The sequence below is a fragment of the Eisenbergiella massiliensis genome (genome assembly GCF_003435485.1).
Genome location: NZ_QVLV01000001.1, coordinates 456,066 through 477,054, shown reverse-complemented (window position 1 = coordinate 477,054; position 20,989 = coordinate 456,066). Strand labels below are relative to the sequence as shown.

Annotated in this window: 18 protein-coding genes; 7 read left to right on the top strand and 11 right to left on the bottom strand. The window is 50.6% G+C overall.

The genetic code is table 11. The annotated features are described in order from the left end of the window. Position 1 precedes the first annotated feature (1 nt). Both DXC51_RS01940 and DXC51_RS01935 read right to left on the bottom strand, forming a co-directional pair. A complete protein-coding gene (locus DXC51_RS01940; RefSeq protein ID WP_021636203.1) occupies positions 2-985 on the bottom strand; it encodes a LacI family DNA-binding transcriptional regulator in 984 nt (327 codons plus the stop codon). A gap of 33 nt (positions 986-1,018) precedes the next feature. Continuing rightward, a complete protein-coding gene (locus DXC51_RS01935; RefSeq protein ID WP_021636202.1) occupies positions 1,019-1,378 on the bottom strand; it encodes a helix-turn-helix domain-containing protein in 360 nt (119 codons plus the stop codon). A gap of 122 nt (positions 1,379-1,500) precedes the next feature. Here DXC51_RS01935 and DXC51_RS01930 point away from each other — a divergent pair, with 122 nt between their 5' ends. The 4 genes from DXC51_RS01930 (at position 1,501) to DXC51_RS01915 (ending at position 5,348) form a co-directional block, all read left to right on the top strand. Further along, positions 1,501-1,689 (top strand): hypothetical protein, encoded by a 189-nt coding sequence (locus tag DXC51_RS01930; protein ID WP_025488237.1) that lies wholly within the window; start codon positions 1,501-1,503, stop codon positions 1,687-1,689. A 71-nt stretch (positions 1,690-1,760) separates the two neighbouring features. Next, positions 1,761-2,705, top strand: coding sequence for an ABC transporter permease (locus DXC51_RS01925; RefSeq protein WP_025488236.1), 945 nt, complete (start codon positions 1,761-1,763; stop codon positions 2,703-2,705). Between the two features lie 22 nt (positions 2,706-2,727). Next, positions 2,728-3,648: a carbohydrate ABC transporter permease gene (locus DXC51_RS01920; protein ID WP_025488235.1), complete on the top strand. Its 921-nt coding sequence runs from the start codon at positions 2,728-2,730 to the stop codon at positions 3,646-3,648. A 50-nt stretch (positions 3,649-3,698) separates the two neighbouring features. Then, positions 3,699-5,348, top strand: coding sequence for a type 2 periplasmic-binding domain-containing protein (locus DXC51_RS01915; protein WP_025488234.1), 1,650 nt, complete (start codon positions 3,699-3,701; stop codon positions 5,346-5,348). A 256-nt stretch (positions 5,349-5,604) separates the two neighbouring features. On the opposite strand, the gene DXC51_RS29410 is transcribed toward DXC51_RS01915, so the two are convergent. Both DXC51_RS29410 and DXC51_RS01905 read right to left on the bottom strand, forming a co-directional pair. Further along, positions 5,605-5,916, bottom strand: a complete 312-nt coding sequence (locus tag DXC51_RS29410) for a hypothetical protein (protein ID WP_025488233.1) — start codon at positions 5,914-5,916, stop codon at positions 5,605-5,607. Between the two features lie 160 nt (positions 5,917-6,076). Beyond that, on the bottom strand, positions 6,077-6,424 hold the full coding sequence (locus DXC51_RS01905; protein WP_025488232.1) for a type II toxin-antitoxin system PemK/MazF family toxin: 348 nt from the start codon (positions 6,422-6,424) through the stop codon (positions 6,077-6,079). A gap of 317 nt (positions 6,425-6,741) precedes the next feature. Between DXC51_RS01905 and DXC51_RS01900 the strand changes: the two genes are divergently transcribed. Genes DXC51_RS01900 through DXC51_RS01890 form a run of 3 tightly spaced genes read left to right on the top strand, consistent with a single transcriptional unit; the run spans position 6,742 to position 9,544 of the window. Next, entirely contained in the window at positions 6,742-7,602 is an 861-nt protein-coding gene (locus DXC51_RS01900) for a MurR/RpiR family transcriptional regulator (protein ID WP_025488231.1), read from the top strand. Beyond that, entirely contained in the window at positions 7,599-8,768 is a 1,170-nt protein-coding gene (locus tag DXC51_RS01895; RefSeq protein WP_025488230.1) for an MFS transporter, read from the top strand. Before DXC51_RS01900 ends, DXC51_RS01895 begins: the two co-directional genes overlap by 4 nt. Continuing rightward, positions 8,765-9,544, top strand: a complete 780-nt coding sequence (locus DXC51_RS01890; RefSeq protein WP_021636185.1) for an alkaline phosphatase family protein — start codon at positions 8,765-8,767, stop codon at positions 9,542-9,544. Before DXC51_RS01895 ends, DXC51_RS01890 begins: the two co-directional genes overlap by 4 nt. A gap of 82 nt (positions 9,545-9,626) precedes the next feature. On the opposite strand, the gene DXC51_RS01885 is transcribed toward DXC51_RS01890, so the two are convergent. The 7 genes from DXC51_RS01885 to DXC51_RS01855 form a co-directional block, all read right to left on the bottom strand. Then, a complete protein-coding gene (locus DXC51_RS01885; protein WP_025488229.1) occupies positions 9,627-11,183 on the bottom strand; it encodes a carboxylesterase/lipase family protein in 1,557 nt (518 codons plus the stop codon). A gap of 79 nt (positions 11,184-11,262) precedes the next feature. Further along, positions 11,263-12,651, bottom strand: a complete 1,389-nt coding sequence (locus DXC51_RS01880; protein ID WP_025488228.1) for an MFS transporter — start codon at positions 12,649-12,651, stop codon at positions 11,263-11,265. A 246-nt stretch (positions 12,652-12,897) separates the two neighbouring features. After that, on the bottom strand, positions 12,898-15,354 hold the full coding sequence (locus DXC51_RS01875) for a GH39 family glycosyl hydrolase (RefSeq protein ID WP_025488227.1): 2,457 nt from the start codon (positions 15,352-15,354) through the stop codon (positions 12,898-12,900). 85 nt (positions 15,355-15,439) lie between these two features. After that, positions 15,440-16,444: an SGNH/GDSL hydrolase family protein gene (locus DXC51_RS01870; RefSeq protein WP_025488226.1), complete on the bottom strand. Its 1,005-nt coding sequence runs from the start codon at positions 16,442-16,444 to the stop codon at positions 15,440-15,442. Positions 16,445-16,522: 78 nt separating this feature from the next. Continuing rightward, on the bottom strand, positions 16,523-17,434 hold the full coding sequence (locus DXC51_RS01865) for a carbohydrate ABC transporter permease (RefSeq protein ID WP_025488225.1): 912 nt from the start codon (positions 17,432-17,434) through the stop codon (positions 16,523-16,525). Between the two features lie 33 nt (positions 17,435-17,467). Then, positions 17,468-18,412 (bottom strand): ABC transporter permease, encoded by a 945-nt coding sequence (locus DXC51_RS01860; RefSeq protein WP_243003102.1) that lies wholly within the window; start codon positions 18,410-18,412, stop codon positions 17,468-17,470. Between the two features lie 120 nt (positions 18,413-18,532). Beyond that, entirely contained in the window at positions 18,533-20,965 is a 2,433-nt protein-coding gene (locus DXC51_RS01855) for a glycoside hydrolase family 2 (protein ID WP_044914512.1), read from the bottom strand. Between the last annotated feature and the right edge of the window lie 24 nt (positions 20,966-20,989).

The window sequence follows — 20,989 nt, the reverse complement described above, 5'->3', positions numbered from 1 at the left end:
ATTACCGCTGCCTCGTGGTTCCTCTTTCCTCCACGCGGTAGCCCATTTTAATCTGTTTTCTTGCCTCATTCCCGTCCAGCAGCTCCAGGAGCAGCCTGGCGGCTTCCTTACCGCTGGTCTTATAATAGAAATGAACACTTGTCAGCTTAGGGCTGACGATGCGGCCGGACACCGTATCCCCCACGCCTGCCAGCGCCACTTCTTCCGGGATCTGCCTTCCCGCCTCCTGAAGCCTGGCCAGCGCGCCCAGGGCAATACTGTCAGTGGCGCAGAAAACAGCGTCCGCACCGGGGCACAGGGCAAGCAGCTGATCCATCGCCCGATAGCCGTCCTCCACGGAAAAGCCGGTTTCCAGGAAACTGACCGCGTCTTCCGCTATCCCTGCATCCCCCGCCGCCTCCAGAAAGCCTTTCCTCCGGCCCGCGCCCACGGCCTCATCCTGCTGCGTCACGCCAATACAGCCGATTTTTCCGGCCCCCCGCAGCAGGAGCCGCGACACATCCCGCGCCGCCAGGCAGTCGTCCTGGTAAACGCAGGAATATCCGTCCAGCCTCTGGCCCAGCAGGACAACCGGCACCTGCAGCGCCTTCAGCGCCCGCTTATGCTCCCGGGTAATGATTGTGGCAATCAGTATAATACCGTCCACATGGTTCTCCGAAAACAGCCGCAGGTATTCCAGCTCTTCCTTTTCCCGGTTCTCCGTATTGGCAAGCAGCAGCTGGTAGCCCGCTTCCTTCAGCACCACGCTGATCCCCGCCACCATCCTGCTGATGGAATCGGAATTGATTTTGGGAAGGATGACGCCGATCAGCCTCGTCTTTTTGGTGCGCAGCGTCTGGGCCTGCGTGGAGGGCTTGTAACCCGTCCGGTCAATCACCTCCTGAATGCGCTCTTTTTTTTCATCGCTGACGTAGCCGTTATTCAGGTAGCGTGATACCGTGGCCCTGGAAACCCCCGCCAGCTTTGCAATTTCATTGATATTCATGGAACCCCTCCATCCGAAACAGACGTAACCCCATTATTTCTTCTCCTGGCCAAGAGCCTTTTTGTAGCTGTTGAACGTGTCAATAAAAGCCTTGACCGCCGCCAGATCCTTATCGTCCATCTGCTCAATATCAGCGATGACTCTCCTCTGGACAGGTGACAGCGATGCATTCCTGCCCTTCCTGCTCATTTTGGGTTCCTTGCCGTCCAATATCCAGCCTGCGGAATATCCGTATCTTTCTTCTATCAGCGTGGCCGTGGAATGAGACACTCCGCTTTCATCTCTCAGAAGCTTGGAAATATAACTCTCCGTGACCTGAATGCTCTGCGCGAATTCCTTCTGCTTCAGGCCGTTCTCTGAAATAATAAGCCGGATTCTGTCTGATAATTTCATAAAATCACCTCGTTGTGCCTATCATAGCAAGAAAGCTGTAGTGAGTCAATCTAAATGCGTTGACAATGTAGTCATTCAATGCTATTATGTACTCATTCAAGTATGCAGTGGAGGGGTTCAACATGAAAGCTAATGATTACAAAGATGAAATCATCCGTTTCATCATAGATTCATCCGAAGAAGACAGCCTTATTATCGCTGCCTTTGTGGCGGGCCTGCGCTCCCGGAATGGCAGAAACGCTTCCTCCCCTGCCGAACAGGATACCCGGGACGGCAATAACGGGAAACCACAGGGGAACCGTTCCGCTTAGTAACGCGGAATGCTGCCGCCAGGCAAACAAAGAAGCAAAAAACAACAGAATACCGGAAGGGAGACAATTGTATGAAAAGGGATGGGAAAATATTGCCTGGGAACAGGAAGAAGGAGCTGTGGAAAGGAATCCGGCGGAACTACTGCCTGTATCTCTTTCTGCTTCCGGCAGTGGTGTTTATCGGGGTTTTCTGCTATGCACCCATGTACGGGGTACTGATGGCATTTCAGGATTATTCTCCGGGAAAGGGCATTCTGGGCAGCCCATGGGTAGGGCTGAAATGGTTCCGCACCTTCTTTGAACTGCCCCGTTTCTGGCAGATTGTTAAAAATACGCTGGTAATCAGCCTTTATTCCCTGGTGGTGGGCTTCCCCATTCCCATCCTCCTGGCCCTGATGATAAACAGCGTTAAGGGCACCCGTTTTAAGAAGCTGACGCAGACGGTCACCTATATGCCGCACTTTATTTCCACTGTCACCCTGGTGGGCATGATGTCCGTCTTTCTTTCTCCCAGATCCGGGTTTTTGAACCATCTCATCGCTATGCTGGGCGGCCCGGACGACCTGCATTACATGGGAAATGCAGCCGTCTTTCCCCATCTTTATGTATGGTCCGGCATCTGGCAGAATATGGGCTGGAGCTCCATCATTTATCTGGCGGCTCTTTCCGGCGTGGACCAGGAGCTCCATGAGGCGGCCATGGTGGACGGCGCCAGCAAGCTGAAGCGGATAATCCATATCGATCTGCCGGCAATCATCCCCACCATGGTTATCCTGCTGATCATGAACGCGGGAAGCATTATGAGCGTGGGCTATGAGAAGGTATACCTGATGCAGAACGATCTGAACGTAACCACGGCGGAGGTCATCTCCACCTATGTTTACAAAATCGGCCTGAAGCAGCAGCAATACAGCTATTCCGCGGCAATCGGCCTTTTTAATAACCTGATAAACTTTATTCTGCTGGTTGTGGTGAACAAGCTGTCCAAAAAGCTTTCCGGCTCCAGCTTATGGTAACACAAGGAGGGAGGAACCTGTAATGCACACACAAAAAACGGTAACCGGTAAGAAAAAATTCCGTTTTACCCAGGATACGGTCTTCGATATCATTGTAGCCGCCATTCTGTCAATCATTATTCTCATTATGGCCTATCCCATTTATTTCGTACTGATGGCCTCTTTTTCAGATCCTTCTTATGTAAATAACGGGTCGATGCTCCTGTGGCCCAAGGGCTTCACCTTGCTCGGCTATCAGAAGGTATTTGAGGATTCCCGTATCTGGACAGGCTATGGCAACACCCTGATTTATACCATCGGAGGTACGGCGCTGGGCACCTTTTTTACCATGATGGCCGGTTATGCCCTTTCCAGGAGGGATCTCCCCTTCCGCAACCTGCTCATGGCATATTTTGTATTCACCATGTATTTCGGCGGCGGCCTGATTCCCTTTTATATGGTAATTAAAAAGCTGCAGCTGACCAATACCAGAACGCTTATGATTATTCTCGGCGCTGTGGGCGTATACAATATCATCATTACCCGTTCCTTTATGGAAAACAATATCCCGGAGGAGCTGCGGGACGCCGCCCGCGTGGACGGCTGCGGCAACGGACGCTTCTTTTTCAAAATAGCGCTTCCGCTCTCCAAGGCGATTATGGCTGTCCTGGTACTTTACCTGGCCGTTTCCTACTGGGATTCCTATTTCAATCCCATGATTTTCCTTACTGACAGAAGCAAATACCCGCTGGCGCTGTATCTGCGTGAAATCCTGCTGACCGCCGCCACCGGGGCCGCCAACTCCATGACAACGGATGCGGAGGCGGCCAGAAAGCTGCAGACCATGGTACAGGTGATCAAATACGGCGTTATCGTCGTTTCCACCCTGCCGATCCTCTGCGTATACCCTTTCCTTCAGAAATATTTTGTAAAAGGGGTAATGATCGGTTCCATCAAAGGCTGATATCAATGGAAAGCGTTCCATGATGATAAACAATAATAAGGAGGCAGAGAATGAAAAAGAAACTGATTACACTACTGCTGGCGGCAGTACTCACCGCCATGACAGGCTGCGGAGGGCAGAACGCCGCTTCCGGCGATGCGGCGCAGGCTCCTGGGGATACGGCGGGTGCGCAGACGGAAGCCGGCGAGCCGGCCCCGACGGACAGCAAGGAGAAAACCACCTTCAAGATCGCAGTGCTCCTTCATCCGCTGACAAAGGATGAGGACTTTAACAACAAGGAGGTTTTCAAACAGGCGGAGGAGGCTACCGGCGTCCATATTGAATGGCTTCCCATTTCCGCAGCGGATGCGGAGGATAAGGTAAATATCATGCTTGCCTCCGATCTGCCGGATGCGTTTTTCGGCCTGGTAGGCGAGGGGCAGATCGCAAACAACATGGATTCCTTCGCCAACCTGGCGGAAAACGATCTGCTCAAGACCTATGCGCCTCATGTGGCCGCGGACTATGAAACCATCAACGGCGGATTCGATCTGGTGACCTGGCCGGACGGCTCCATCCGCTCTCTCATGACCGGACGGCAGACAAGCTACGAAAACGACGGCGAAGGCATAATGTTCATCAACAAAGCCTGGCTGGATAAGGCCGGGAAGGAAATTCCCACTACAACAGAGGAGTTCCTGGATGTGCTCAGGGCTTTCCGGGACGGCGATATGAACGGCAACGGGGACACCACGGACGAAATCCCCCTGGAGCCGTCCCAGAGCGACTGGTGCTCCAAGATTATGAACCTTGCCAATCCCTGGGGAATCGCAGGCACGGATTCCAGTGATGAGGCCGCCTTTAAAATGGTTAAGGACGGAAAGGTTGTGGGGACTGCGGATACGGAGGAATTCAGAAGCTTTCTGGAATTTGCCCACCAGCTTGTAGAGGAAGGGCTGCTGGATATGGAATCCTTTTCCCAGACCTCCGAGCAGTATCACGCCAAGCTCAGCGAGGGCGTAGTAGGCTGCTACTGGGCCTGGAATCCTTATGGGGATCAGAGCGAAACGGCGGCGGCCGATTATGTGGTAGTTCCTGCCCTTCAGGCGCCTGACGGACCCGGCTATGTGAAAACCGGCTCTCAGGATAAATTCGCCGCCAACCGCACCGGCTTTGCCATTACCAGCGCCTGCAAGGACGTTCCCCGGCTGCTGGAATGGTGGGATTATTTATCAAGCAGCACGGACATGAAATATACCTCCCGTTTCGGCCCCAAGGGCGAGGCCTGGGACATGGACGAAAACGGTACAGTTTTCGAAAAACTGCCCGAAAGCCTGACGGACGATTTCACGATTGAAAACTATAAATACACCTATGGCATGGTGGATTACGGCCCCCTGATCCGCAAGGACGAAAATGCGGAGGTGCTGGAGGACGTAGCCTGGACCTCCTGGTACCGCATCGAATGCGTGAAGGAAGTGCATGATTACTGCCTCCCTGCAGAAAACCAGCTGCCCATCCGCTTCGTGGATCCTGCCAAGACCAATGAAAGGACCTTTATTGAAACGGAGCTTCTGGCCTATATCCGCAATTATATCGCTACAAGTATCCTGGAGGGAATCGACGACGGCTCCTGGAATGCACATCTGGAGCAGCTGAAGGCCCTGCAGTATGACGCGTGGCTGCAGTGGTATCAGGATTATCTGGATGGGAAGTTCTGATGTGTGGATATCCGGTGATGATTAAATGGCAGAGCCATTTAAAATGATGTCTGTCCTGAACAGGTAATAATTTTAAGAGAAAAGCTATCCTCTGTTGTGTGGGGATAGCTTTTTGTTCCCATCATTCCACCTCCACCGTATCCACCTCCGGTACGGCCCCATATTTTCCGGCCATATATGCTTTTCGGATATTATCATTGGTCCGCACCTGAAATTCCGTCAGGTTGAAAAGTTCCGAACCCCGCTATGCCTGTCTTTATCCACAAAATAAACCTGATCCTTCCGGAAGATTCCCGGTATAAAGCTCAGATTGGGAAAGTTCCTCATTGCCTACTTCAAAGGTCATATCCTCAATTCCCACATCTGCCTGCTTTGCATAAGAAACAATAGCAGAGAGCATATTGGAGTCCTCAGCATACTCTAAAAGCTGCTTCGGGATATCCCCATAATCCTTGGAAAAATAAACAGATTCCCGAAACCACTTCATCGCAGCAATGCAGGGTTGGTAATTCATGACACAGGCAATTGAGAAAAACGGCTGGTTACCGGCCACTGCTTCCGCTATCATCTCCTTCTTTTTCCTATCTCCATTCGCCGGAAAAGAAAATGTCTGCCTGCACGGCTAAACATACTGACCCACAAAACAGTTACGAAGCAGGTATTACAAAAAATAAAGAATGCGATAAATAGTTTTTGACTATCTACCGCATTCCCAAATAACCTTTACCCTACATACACATCCCAAAGCTTACCGCAAGCGCCCGGTCCACCTGTCCCAACAAAAGATTGTCCACTCTGCCTATGTATTCCTTAAGCCTTGAGCGGTCAATGGTACGCACCTGCTCCAGAAGAATGATGGAATCCTTTCTTAAACCGAATTTGGAATCCTCAAGCGGTATATGCGTGGGAAGCTTATGCTTTCCGGTCTGGCTTGTTATCGCGGCCACGATGACGGTGGGGCTGTAGCGGTTGCCCATATCATTCTGAATGACAAGAACCGGACGGATGCCTCCCTGTTCTGAGCCGATCACCGGACGTAAGTCTGCGTAATATATATCACCTTTTTGAATGCTCATTGCTGTCTCCTCCAAATAAAATACTTCATCTGAAAATCCCTTTCCGTATCCTATTGAGGAGTGTTGCCTGTCAACCTGAGCTTTATTCATTGCTTTGAGGCGCTTTGGCAGAAAAAATTATTTTATTCCCGTGGTCGTCTTTCCCGTTCTTTTACAGTGTCAGTCGTTTGGACAGTTACCTCTTTTCTTCCGATGATAAAACTATTTTCCCTGTCGATAATAGAATTTCTTTTCCTTGACAAACTTTTATTTTAGAATATAATTACATTTAATAAATATATTTTGGGAATTTTATTCTACAGTTAAGGAGGGTACTTATGGAAAATGAAGCCTGCCTCGCCGCTATCAGGAACCAATACAATACACTTACCAAAACCGAACGGCAGATTGCCGATTACATACTCGCGAACAGCAGCTCCGTGGTGGAAATGAGCGTGGCCGATCTGGCTGCGGCCTCTGCTGCGGCCGGTTCAGCAGTCATCCGGTTCTGTAAAACCATAGGTTATACCGGGTTTTCCCAGTTCCGCATCACCCTGGCCATGGAGCTTGCCAGCAGGCCTGCGCCTGTCATGCCTCTTCTTACCAACAGCGATACCTCCGCAGACGCAGCGCGCAAGGTTTTTGACTCCAGCGTGCGTACTCTGCAGAATACGCTCTCCATGCTGGATTTTTCCATTGTTGAGGCCCTGGTAAATGAGATTTTACAGGCGGAACGTATCTGTATTTTTGGCGTGGGCACCTCTTCCCCCATCGCTGAGGATACCGGATACCGCTTCCTCCAGCTGGGGCTTTCCGCATCCAGCTATAAGGATATTCTCTTCATGCCTGTCGCCGCTATGAATATGAAAAAAGGAGAGCTGGCAATCGCCATCAGCCACAGCGGCCGGACACAGGCCACCCTGCAGGCGCTGCAGCTGGCAAAGGGGCAGGGAACCGTTACCGCCGCCATTACCAGCTACCGTACAAGCCCTCTGGCCCAAACCGCAGATTATTCTCTCACCGCCTACCCTGATGACATCAATTATCCCGTGGAGGCAGTCTCCGCCAGGCTCGCCCATATCTGTATCCTGGATGCCATCGCAGTAATACTGACCCTGCGCCAGGGCGAAGAGGCGGCGGCACACTTAAGAACCCGGAATGAGATTCTGGAACGGATCAGAAAGAAGGATGAGCTATGAAAAAAGCCTCCGGCCGGCTGCTTTTCCTCGTTGCCTATTTCGCCTATGCTTCTATCTATATTGCACGCCTGAACCTGACAGTAGCATCACCTGTCATGCAGTCGGAAAAGCTCATGAATGCCGCACAAATTGGAACTATGGGAGGTATCTTTTTCCTTTTTTATTCTGCCGGCCAGCTGCTGAATGGGTATCTGGGAGATATTTTCCCGCCGAAAATCATGATAATGACCGGTCTTTTCCTGACTGCGGCTTCTAATCTGGGAATTGGCTTTCTTCCCGGTACGGCGGTTATCACTCTTCTCTGGGGAATCAACGGCTTTGCCCAATCCATGCTCTGGGGGCCATTACTGCGTACTGTCGCCAGCCACTATCCTCCCGGGCGCAAATCCTTTATCGCCTCACTGCTTGTTTCCTCCGTGGGCACGGGCAGCATTCTCGGCGTATTTCTGGCAACGGCGGCCATCTATTTCGGCAATCTGCGGTATGCTTTTATCTGGCCGGGTGCGGCCGCACTGCTTTCGTTTATTGCCGTGTTTTATCTGTTTCCCGGTGTACCGGCGCAGGCCGCAGATCAGGAGAAAAAACCCCTGGCTTCCCTGTTTTCACCTGGGCTGATCCTCCTGCTCCTTTCCGCCATGTGCCATGGCGTGCTCAAGGACAACATCACTCTGTGGGCAGCTTCCTATTTTATGGATACTTTTTCAGTGGATTTGCCCACTATGTCCTTCTTTGTATTTGCGGTTCCACTGCTGACCCTGGCAGGAAGGCTGATTTACCCGCTTATCTACCGGGCCTGTGGCGGAAACGAACACAGGGTATCCTTATTCGCACTCATTTTAGCGGCGGTCAGCCTGGTCCCTCTGTGTTATTCCGGAATTTCCCTGATAACCTCCGCCATATGCCTGAGCACCGCCTCTGCAGCGGTTTCACTGATAAATACCTCATTCCTCACCATTTACCCTATGCGCTACCAGCAATACGGCTGTGTATCCAAGGTGGTGGGGCTGATGGATTTCGCCACTTACCTGGGCGCTGGAATCAGTTCCTCTTTTTATGGCTTCTGGCTGGAGTCCCACACCTATTCCGGTATGTTTTTATCCTGGGTTTTCCTGTCTGTCCTGGCTGTTATTTTATTATTTATAGTACAAAAAAGGAGATTAACATGAACGAAAAAGTAATCCTCATATCCATTGACGGTATGCGTCCCGACGGAGCCGTTGGCTGCGGCCATCCTTTTGTACAGGAATTGATGGAAAAAAGCACTTATACACTGCAGGGCGGCTCCGTGCTGCCACCAGTTACTCTGCCCTGCCATACTTCCATGTTTTACGGGGTCCCGCCGGAGCGTCACGGTATCCTTACCAACACCTATACCCCTCCTGTACGGCCGGTAAAAGGAATTGCCGAACAGCTGGCCGCCTCCGGGAAGGTATGCGCCGCTTTCCATAACTGGGAACCGATCCGTCACATCTGGCAGTCGGAAACCATGAAATATACCGGTTATATCAATGCCTATCAGGAGGATAATTCCGACAGCCTTCTGACCGGGATGCTTTTATCCCTTATCTCCCGGAAGCAACCGGATTTCCTCTTTCTGCATCTGGTGGAAACCGATGAAAAGGGAGGGCACGACCATGGTTGGATGTCTCCCGAATATCTGGGGCAGCTCGGCAACGCCCTTTCCTGTGCCCAGCGGATTTATCAGGCGGCTGGCAATGACTACCATATCATCATCACCGCTGATCATGGCGGCCATGACCGCAGCCATGGAGATAACTGTCCTGAGGATATGACAATTCCCATGTTTTTCTGCGGCAGGTACTTCCAGCACGGCAGGAAGCTGGAGCACGCATGCCTGCTGGATCTTGCTCCTACGATTGCCTGGCTGACCGGTGTTGCGGCTGTCAGGGAATGGGAAGGGCATATCATCCCTCACCTTTAAACCATATAAAAACAGGGGACTGCAATACAAAGGGCTGCTGCAAAATCAAACAATTTGCAGCAGCCCTGTTCTTCATGCATGCTCAGTGCTGGACATCCTGATTCTTCATCATTTCCATCAGGTTAAAGGGAGGAAGAATACTGTCAATCAGCTCATACAGAGCGTCGTCATAATGGTCGCGCACCTCACAGCTGCGGTCAAAGATCATGGTAGGCTCTTTTTCCTCCGTTACCGCATCCCACTGGGGAAGTCCGGAATGTCCCGGCCTGCCGGTCCGTGCAAAGGTCATCAGGGCGCCGAACATCCGGGCCTCCAGTTCATCGGAAACACCCTGGATGCCGCATACCTCCACCTTATCCGTATTGTGGAAAAAGAAGGGGATATCCGAACAGTGCCATGCGATTTTCTGATGCTGGATCGGGAACTCCAGGATAAAGTTGTAAAGGTAGGTCCCCGCGCCTCCCTTCGCGTGGAGCTTTGCCAGACGTTTGGAGGGCTGACGCATCACACGGTCCACATTCAGCAGATCCGTGGCATATTTTCCGGGATAGGCTTTGGCAAAGGCGGCAATCATTTCATCCGTATGTTCTCCGTAAACCTTTGCAATGATCTCCCTGGCCTCTTCCCCTGACAGCTTTGTTTTATCATAGGTTTCCGGCAGGAACGAAAACTCCCCGAATACGGAACCGATCAAAAGCGGGATCTGATATGCATGTTCACGGAAGCCGCACTCCAGCGGGCTGCCGAGATAATAATCATTTAACAGCGGGGAGCCTCCCACATAGCCGCCCTTCATGGCAATCGGCATACTGACCTTCGTATAGGCTTTTGCCAGCTCATAGTAGGGTACGGTTTCCAGCTTTTCCACATCCCCCTCGCCAAGCCCCAGCTCCGCGAGCAGCGCCCCGACGATTTCACGCCCGTCGCCGCGGCAGATAGGCAGTGTGGACGCATCCCCTACGCCGCTCATGATCATGCCCTTGTGGAACAGGCCGTCCGCGTCGGGAATCTGCATCAGGTCGGCCACCTTCATGCCACCTCCGGACTGCCCGAAAATTGTTACATTCTCAGGATCCCCGCCGAACAGGGCGATATTTTTATGTATCCAGCGCAATGCCGCCACCATATCCGCATGGCCTGCATTTCCGGAGTTTTTGTACTTTTCCCCGAAGGGGGACAGATCCAGATATCCCAGCAGATTCAGACGGTGATTGACGGAAACCACCACCACATCCCCGTCCATGCACATGTTATATCCATCATAGGCGATCTGCTCAATGGAGGAGCCGGCAAAATATCCTCCGCCGTGCAGCCATACCACCACCGGTTTTTTCGCCTCCTTATCCAGGGACTTCGTCCAGATGTTCAGGTTCTGGCAGTGCTCATCCTGCGGCCAGTAACGGTGGGGTACCATAAGCTCCGCGCTGGGCGTATCCTGGTTCATCAGCGGGCACACAAACCCGTAAGAGGTGGCGTCCTTTACGCCCTCCCAGGATGTTTCCTCTGGCATCTGGAAACGATCCGCATATGCATAGGGCACGCCTCTGTAAATATAGGCCCCTTCATAGAGAAATCCTTTCAGCCTTCCTCCGGTGGTTTCCACCACCGGTACTTCATCATAATTAAAATTTTTTGCCATCTTGTTAACCTCCTGCTTGTTTGTCAGAGAAAATACCTGCCCACTTTTGCAGGCAGCGGATTTTTCTCCTGAATAACTGTTATTTTCCTTCCGTCTCCCGTTTCTGTAAATCTGCCATTACTGTGGGATAAAGCTTATCCAGCTTATAAAAATAATAGAATACCGGAATGGCCAGCATGAACGGAATCGGCGCCGCCAGATACAGATTCTTAATCGCCGCAATGGCGGTTTCCGGCTGTACTGCTGCAAGTCCATTATATCCCGCCGCGCCGATAATGGCCAGCGCTACGGCGCCACCCACGCCTGCGCCGATTTTTGCGCCGAAGGTTGTGCTGGAATAAAGCATGCCTTCCACACGGGTTCCGGTCTTCCACTGTCCATATTCAATGGTATCAGCCACCATGGCAAACAGGGTTCCCGTAAGAGCCGCATTTCCCACGCCCTTAATCAGGGAGCATGCAATCAGCCATCCGCCGCTTGTGGGATTCATAAGCATAAGCACCTGCCCCACAAGGCTGATAATGCTTCCCACAAGGGCTACATCCCGCTTCCCGTATTTTTTGCTCAGCGGTGCTACTGCGGGCATGCATACCAGTACCGGCACGATGGATACCGCCGTAATAAAGCCCGCCAGGTTTTCGTTGCCCAGAATCCACTTGGCATAATAGGTGCCCACGCCCATGCCCAGGGACATTCCAAGTGCCGTGCATACCCAGATACCCACAATAATGAGCCAGTAATTGTTCTTCAGAAGAAGCTTGAAGCCCTTCACAAAACTGATGTTTTCCTTCTGTACGGAGGACACCCGCACACGCTCCTTTGTCTTTGCAAAGCAGAGGAGGAAAAGCGCCGCCGCTGCCACTGCATAAATAATGGAAACAAGAATCCAGCTCTTCTGCTGATTGCTGCCGCCCATGGCATTTACAAAGGGAAGGGTAAATGCATTGATGAGCAGGGAACCGCACTGTGCCATAAACATACGGAAAATATTGATTACCGTACGTTGTCCCTGATCACGGCTCATCAGGGAGGTGAGCGCGCCATAAGGGATATTGATCATAGTGTACAGGAATGTGGTAACCAGATTATAGGTAATCGCCACATATATGTATTTTCCCAGATCCCCCGTATTCGGCACCAGGAATACGAGCACACATGCAATGCCGATGGGAACCGCAAGCCAGAGCATCCAGTGCCTCGCCTTGCCGTATTTCGTCTTTACCCGATCCATTACGTAGCCCATGAAAATATCCGTGAACCCGTCCGCCAGCCTCGAAAACATCATAATGCTTCCAATAATCGCCGCATTCAGCCCCAGCGCATCCGTGTAAAAAAAGGTTACAAAGGTCGAGGTCAGGACCAAAATCAGGTTGCTTGCCAGATCCCCTCCGCCGTAAGCCACCTTTTCAAATACCCCTATTTTTTCCGTCTGCCCGGAAAGCTTTGCCTCCGCTGCTTTTCCAACCATAAAACTGCTCCTCCTTTGGTTCTTTTTGTTATATCAACTATACAAAAAAGAACCGCCACAGGATATCGCATTTCTCCTTACCTTTTCTCCCTTCCTTGCCGGATTTTGGATGGCAGTTTTTTCACTTTTCCTGCTAACGCAAGATTTCATGATAAAAACAGCAAAAATTGATGATTTCCGGCATTAATTCAAACAGGCCTGTGCATTTTATGCACAGGCCGTGTGGCTGCATGAAGGCGGCAAGCCTTATTCCTTCCGAATTTTAATAAGCATGACCTCAAGAGGCTTCACACTGGCTCTGATATTCAGAACAGGCTCCTCCTCCCGTACCTCTTCGCATTCTGTCCGATACTCAGGATACGAGCCCGCCTCCAGGAACGCGGACTCCTCCTGGTTCAGCGTATCCGGCGCTCCCATACGCACCCAGGCGTCATAGCTGCTGCCTCCCTGCCTTGTAATGCCATACCGTTTTATCCGGTATTTTCCCGGCGCCAGATGGGACATCTGGATGAAAAAAGCCTCCGCCTCCTTCGGCTGAAATACCTGATACCGGTTGGTCTGCGTCATATTTACCGTGTGGCGGTAGCGGTAAAGCAAATCATAATGACAATAATTATACAGGAAAATCTGTATCTCCTCATCCCGCTGTGAAATAAAGTATCCGTTTCCCTTTTCCACCAGCCGGTCCCCCATCTGCGCCAGAAGCTCCATCGCCCGGTAAGCGCTCTTTTTCACGCTGTTTTTGGTGAACAGCCCGAAGCCGCCGCAGAACATCTGGGGCACCGGTGGGATTTCATCCAGCCTGTCGTTCAGGGCAAAATACCCCATCCCGCTTAAATGGGCATTGTTTTCCAGGACATTTTTAAAAAGATATGCTGATTTATAGCAGGTGTCGTTGCACAGATCCCTCTGCCAGATCGTGCTGCTCCATTCCTCCACCACCAGCGGCAGCGCCCCTGCCCCCGCCTGTTTTAAAATCCCGCGGGCTTCCTCCGTCAGATGGAAAAGGATATCCTCATCCCTGCTGACGGCCATGGGAAAGCTTTCATTCCCCACTATCAGATTCAGGCCGCCCTCTTCCTCCTCCGGATTCACCCCGGCAAAGGAGCGGAAGCTGATGATATCCGGCATGCAGCCTCTCCGGCGGCACATGGCAAGAAACTGAGGCAGATATTTCCGGCAGTCCGTTGTTCCCGGGCCGCATACAAGGAAATTGCCGCATACGGATTTTATCGTCTCATAGGTACAGGTGTAAATCTCCTCATATTCCGCTTCCGTACATACACCGAAATTCATATATTCCGGAATCAGCCACGGGGCAAACAGCCACTGCCGCACCCGATCTCTGCCGTGACGCTCCACCAGGTGCTCCAGCAGGCTTCGGATCAGATCTTTCCACGCCTCCAGGGACTCCGGATAGGAAACCACCCCCGCCCGCATGGAGGGAATGGAGGTACTGCGCGCCAGGAGCCTGGGCATATTGCTTAACTCCACCATGGGCTTCGCCCCTGCTGACACAATAAAATCAATGGCTTCATCCACATAGGTGAAATTTTTTACCCGGTTGCCAATCATATCCGTCCGGAGCAGGCACATATCATCATCAAGAATCCCCTTTATGCGGATATATTCGAATCCGATCTGCTGCTGCAGAAGCATTATTTCCTGCTGCCTCGCTCCGTCCAGCAGCTCCCTCGCATAGCCTGCATTCATAATCCGCTTCCAGTGCTGAGTGATGCGCGGTTTTCTGCCCTCCAGATCTATCACCAGCTCCCGCACTTTTTCCTTGTACTGCTTTACCTCCGGATCGCTGCCGGCATAACGCATCAGAGAGGAAAAAACATGGTTCATTTCATCCGGCTCCGCTGCCGCCGTCTGCGGGGTTTCCTGCTGCGCCGCGGCCTGTTTCCGGTATTCTCCCGGCGTCATACCCCGGTACTGCTTAAACGCCTTGATCATGGCGTTCACATTGGGAAATCCGCTGTTATAGGCGATCTCCGTCAGCGTTTCCCTGCCGTGCATCATCCAGACGGCATGGCAGACACGCACCCTCGTCAGATACTCCATAAAGGACACGCCCAGATATCTGCGGAAGCTGTGTGATATGTATGTACGGCTCAGGAAGGTATGCTCCGCCAGATCCTCCAGGGTAATCGGCTCCCTGTAATTATTATGGATATAATCAATGGCCTGCTCCAGCCGTTCCCAGCCGCTGCCCTCCGGCAGCTCTTCCTTTTCCTCTAGGAAATGCCGGACCAGATTCTCAAGCAGCGCCGCAATCCGGTTCTTTATATACAGGGACTGCCTCATCTCATATTTATACTGCGCCTGAAAGGCCCGGGCCAGATTGTTCCGGAGTACATCATAGCTCCCCTGCCTGTCCTTCGGATACAGGAAGGAGCGGCAGTTTACCCTATGATTCAGAAGCTCCGGGCTGACAGAGGCCAGATAATGCAGGGAAATCGACAGCGACAGCGCACACGCATCCCCATCCAGCTCAAGTTCCAGCATCTGGAAGCTGTTGACGGCAAAAATATCCCCTTCATTGATACGGTATACCGGCCCGTTCTGGGCAAGGCACACCCGCCCGGCCCCCTTTAATACAAAGAGCAACTCCAGCTCCGGATGCCACAGCGCGCGTTCATCCTCCCTGCGCAGCAGGGTAAACCAGAAGTCTTCCTGTTTTTTGTCGGATTGTCCCATAATTGTGCTTCTCCTTCTTCCATTGCGGACCCCCTGGCCTCATGTCCGGCAAACGGTGAATCAGTGCTGATTATAGGATACCACCCTACGGGTTGGCAGCCAAGTATGGAATTTGCCGCATAATCTCCGACCACCTTTCGGCAATCTGCGAAAGCCCCTCCCCTGTAGGATGTGTCATATCCGCAGATATATATTCCGGATTACTTAACAGCTGTTTTCCCGGCGTATATATCAGCTTTGTCCCTTCCGCATGTTTACGCACAATCTCCCTGAATAGTTCCGTCCTCTCCTGCATATCCCCATTATGCGTAAAAATATCCGTTACAAAAACAGGCCTGCCGTCTGCTGCGAGAATTCCCATAAACTCCTCAATTCTTTTTTCATAGGCCGCGTCACTCAAAGGCTTTTTGAGCATGTTAATCCCCATCTCCACAGACGCAAATGTCCAGTCTTTTCTTGAAACAATATATTCTGCCATTGGTTTTTCCATAAAAGCCGAGCCTGCATAGCCCTGATTCATATAATCCACTCCAAATTTATGGGCCACCTGAAACGGATAGGTCCAGGGTGTCATCAATGCCATTCCGCCATGCGTAATCGAGGAGCCATAGGCCAGATAACATTTCTCAGGCGCATCCGATTTACAGGGCGGTTCCGTATTCCCTTCCCTGCCCAAATATCTACAGGTGCCATAAGGAAGCAGAACCCTTACCATCCGGGGTGAAAAAGGAAGCCTTGCCTGCCTTGCAATTGCTTCCAGTTTTTCAAGCTCTTCGGGATATTTTACTGAAATAACTGTTTCCGTCTCCCTAAGTGCTTTGGCAGAATACTGCCATCCTCCCTGGAATGAACCATAGTATATCAGCACCGTCTGTGCTTCCTCATCCGGATCCGCCCGGAGATGGAGCTTAACTTCTTCCCCGGTCAGACGGAATCTCACCTCAACCCCGGTTGAAAGGAAGGATGTGTTATCACGAATCCCTTGATCCAGCTGTTTTGCCACATCCCTCGGCAGACGAGACATCTTATAACCGTCTTCTTCCCATACCATTGCTTCCACATTATGAAATTCCATCTGGTCAAATATCATTGTCCTACCTCCGATCCGATATCCCTTTGTCCCACGGGCGTGCCGCCCGCTGGCTTTTCTGTGCTTTACTGAAAACGCTTAACCTTTCACCGCTCCCATCATAATTCCTTTGGTAAAGTATTTCTGCACAAATGGATACACAAGCATAATAGGAAGAATTACGAAGGCTGTCAGCGTAAGCCGGATGCTGGTAGGCGTGGCTGCTGTTGCAGAAAGCTGCGTGTCATTGGTAATCTGTGTCGCCTGCGCCTGGATCTGATTGAGCAGTTCATAAAGCAGGAACTGCATGGTATACAGTTTGGGATTGGTAATATACAGTTTGGTTGTAAAAAAGTCGTTCCAGTGGCCTACCGCTGTAAATAAAGCCACCGTGGCCAGGATTGGTTTCTGAAGAGGAAGCACAATCCGGAAGAGCCTGGTAAAATATCCTGCGCCGTCCAGATAAGCGGATTCCTCCAAATCCGGAGGTATAGCTTCCATGGAAGTTTTAAGCAGAACCATATTATAAACGGAAATCATACCCGGAATAATATAAATCCAGAAAGTATTCACCAGATGCAGCATCCGGTTATTCAAATAAATAGGAATCATGCCTGCCGAAAAATACATGGTTGCCACACAGAACCTGTACCAGAATTTTTTCCCCCACATTTCCTGCTTTGTGAAAAAATATGCGGTATATGCTGTGGCAAACACACTGACACCGGTTCCAAGGACGGTCCTGGCCAGCGTGATCAAAACTGAATTTCCAAGGTTTTCCACCTTTAGAATTTCTTTGTAGTTGCCGAAGTGAATTCCCACCGGACGCCAGGTTATGGCTCCCACTTCCACCATCTGGTTATTGCTGATCGTGCAGATTAGCAGATAATAAAAGGGATAGGCACACAGAAGCGCCAGTAAGGTGAACAGAATCCCGAAAATTATATTATAGCCGATATCTTCCATGGACATCGGTTTCTTAGCCTTTGGTAATACTTTTGTTTTTGCCATATTTTTACCTCCTTAAGCGACAAATTCACCCTGCTAGAAAACACTTGTTCCACGTACTTTTTTCGACGTATAGTTAGCCATGGAGAACAGTACCAGCGCTACAATGGATTTCATGACTCCTACCGCAACACTGTAGGAAATCTGGCCGTTTCCAATACCCAGATTGTACACATACAGATCCAGTACCTCTATGTATTCCTTATTCAGTGAATTGCCGAATGCAAGGAACTGATCCACACCATTGTTCAGGAAATTTCCGATGCTCATAATCAACAGCACGAAAAACGTGGGGATCAGCTGAGGAATCGTAATATACCTTATCTTCTGCCAGCGGCCTGCGCCATCCACCTGCGCGGCTTCATACAGTTCCTGATCGATACCGGAAATCGCCGCAAAGTAAATAATCGCACTCCATCCAAGGCCTTTCCATTGCTGCAGAAGCACCTGGGTCAGCCATACATGCTTATCGGAGTTCAGGATGTTGACCGGCTCCGAAATCCAGCCCATCCCGATAAGCGCATTATTCAGCACGCCGTTGTATCCAAAAATCCCCATAGCCAGGGAAAGCATGATTACCCAGCCTATAAAGTTCGGCAAAGTGGTTACGGTCTGCACCACCTTCTTAAATTTGTTCGATTTCATCTCGCTGAGCAATACCGCAAACAGCATAGGCAACGGAGAAAATACATATCCCAGCAGATGAATGGCAAAGGTATTTCTCAGCACGCGGAACAGATTCGCCCGCATTACCTTGTTTCCAAACAATTCCTGAAAGTTCTGCCACCCTACAAAGTTACTGTCAAACAACGATTTTCCCGGCTTATACTGGAAAAACGCAAAGGACCAGCCCCACAGCGGCAGATAATAAAACAGCAGTATCACAAGGATTCCCGGCAAAGCCATAAGAAAAACCTTATAGCCCAGCCATTTTTTTGACGCCGACATATCTTTCCTGCTTTTAGGTTCTGACTTACTCAATGAAGTGTCCCCCTTCCTTTCAACTCCGTATTTTAATTGTTTTTTCTGCTACTATTATGTTACACGCACAGCGCTTTGCCGTATATGAAAGAAATTACCGATAGTTTTAATAATTTCGGTTTATTTGCTTTCCGCCCTGCTTTCAATCATACATACTGAACTGTACAGACCTTCCGCTTTTGCGGTGATTTTTATTTTCCCAGGGGCAGGGTTGGATTTCACCAGAAGCTGGCAGAGTCCATGAAAAGCACGTCTTACCGGCAGCTTATCCGGCTCGTGGCTTCCCGGATTCCCGTTACCTGCTCCCAGGAAGGTTCCCGCGCCTTCCACCGTGAATGTAAGTTGCGGATCCGCTGTGGGGACTACCCGGCCATATTTATCCAGAATACGGACATTGATAATGGCAATATCCTGTCCATCCGCACAAATACAGTTTTCATAAGCTGTCATTTCTATTCTTTCCGCAGGCCCTGTCGTCCGTACTTCTTCCCGCGTTGCTTCTCTTCCGCCCTGATAGCCAACCGCACACAAAACTCCCGGTTCATAAATAATATTTTCCCATTTCAGGAACCAATCCCGTTCCATCCGCTTCCTTCCATAGCTTTTGCCATTGACCGACAGTTCCACTTCCTCATAATTACTGTAACAGTATACGGTAACCGGACGTCCTTCCTGCCCTGCCAGATTCCAATGGGGGAATACATGAAGAACCGGTTGCCCGGACCACCAACTCTGATAATAATAGGCGATATCTTTTTTAAAGCCGCAGTAGTCCATCACGCCGTATTGGGTGGAAACCGCCGGATACGGCATAGGCGTCGGTTCACCTTTATAATCAAAGGCCGTCCAGACAAAATACCCGGACAGATAAGGACGGGCATGATACATTTTCCACATATTTTCCGCCTTAAAGGCAGAATCCCCGCTCCATTTCCGAATATTTTTATTACCGTTTTCCGGATCCATAGGATAAAAATACCCCTGTTCCGTATTTGTCTCATAACAGGAACGGGTCCAGCCGTTTGAAAAGGCCTCCGTATTCATCATCGGCTGTCCGCAGGTCGTTTCATGATACGGATCCCATCTCTCGGGATAATAGTTAAAGCCTGCAATATCCAATTCTCCGGCCAGGGGAAGCAGCTCTTCCAGGGAGATATCCCTGCTGTCCTTTGTGCCATTGGGATTCCAGTACACAAGGGCCATGGTAACCGGACGGGAAGGATCCAGCTTTTTAACTTCCATACGCATTGCATGAGCTACCCGTCCCGCTTCCGGAGTAAACTGAAGGTTCACTTCTTCGTTTCCGATACACCAGCAATAAATACAGGGATGGTTCCTGTCACGCTTCACCATATTTCTAAGCTGCTCCAAGCTTTCTTTCGAAACACTGGTTTTTCTGGTTTCATCCATGACAAGAATCCCCATCCTATCACACATGGCAAGCAGTTCGGGAGACGGCGGGTTATGGGAACAGCGCAGCGCATTTGCTCCCAGTTCCTTCATCTTATGAAGACGGTACTCCATCAGCTTATCCGGGACTGCTATGCCCGTTCCCGCATGATCCATATGCTGGCAGAAGCCCTTCACCTGAAAGAAGGAACCATTCAGCAGCAGGCCTTTTTCCCCGTCCGCCTTTATGCTTCGGATACCAAAGGAGGTCTCCCTTACATCCACAGCTTTCCCATCATAAACAAGCTCGGTCCGCAGGGTATACAGATAAGGATTCTCCGGCCCCCAAAGACTGATATCCGTCAAATGCATCTCCTGCTCCACTGTATTTTCATCCCAGAAGCAAATATCCATTTCGGTAGATGTCGAACAGATTTCCTGTCCCACAGCATCAAGAATCACGGAACGTATACACACTAAAATCTCATTATCACGGCGGTTTGCAGCTGTAGTTTCAATGCGGACCTTCGCACAGCAGGTCTCAAGAACCGGTTCCGCCGTAATATAAATGCCGTCTTCCGGCAGATAGACTGGTTCCTTCACAGTCAGCCATACATGCCGGTAAATGCCGCCGCCTTCGTACCACCAGCCCTCCCGACCGGTGGAATCCACTCTTACTGCCACCAGGTTAGATTCTTCAAAGTTGATATATTCCGTCACATCATAAGTGAACCCTGTATAACCGCTTTCATGGGTTCCCACAAAATGTTCATTCACATATACGGTACTGTTGCGGAACACTCCGTCAAAGGTCAGAAAAACACGTTTTCCCTCCTGAGAGGCCGGGAGTTCAAATTTTTTCCGGTACCATCCAATTCCGCCTTCCAGGGAACCGCCTGCAAAATGTCTGCTGTCAATGGTTTCCATATCCGGCACCCTGTCTGATCCCACAAAAACCTCGTTTTTTTGCGTATAATCTCCCTCCATGACAAAATCGTGAGGCACATCTACATCTTTCCAGCCCGAATCTTCCAGGTTCCTTCCTGCCGCGCCGAAATAAAAGGACTTTCCTTTGGCTCCTCCCCAGCCTTCCGTATTGGTATGCGGCGCCAGATCCCCTTTGAAAAACTTCCAGCCCAAGTCCATATTGATTCTGTTTTCCATCTGTTCATCCTCTTTCTTATAATT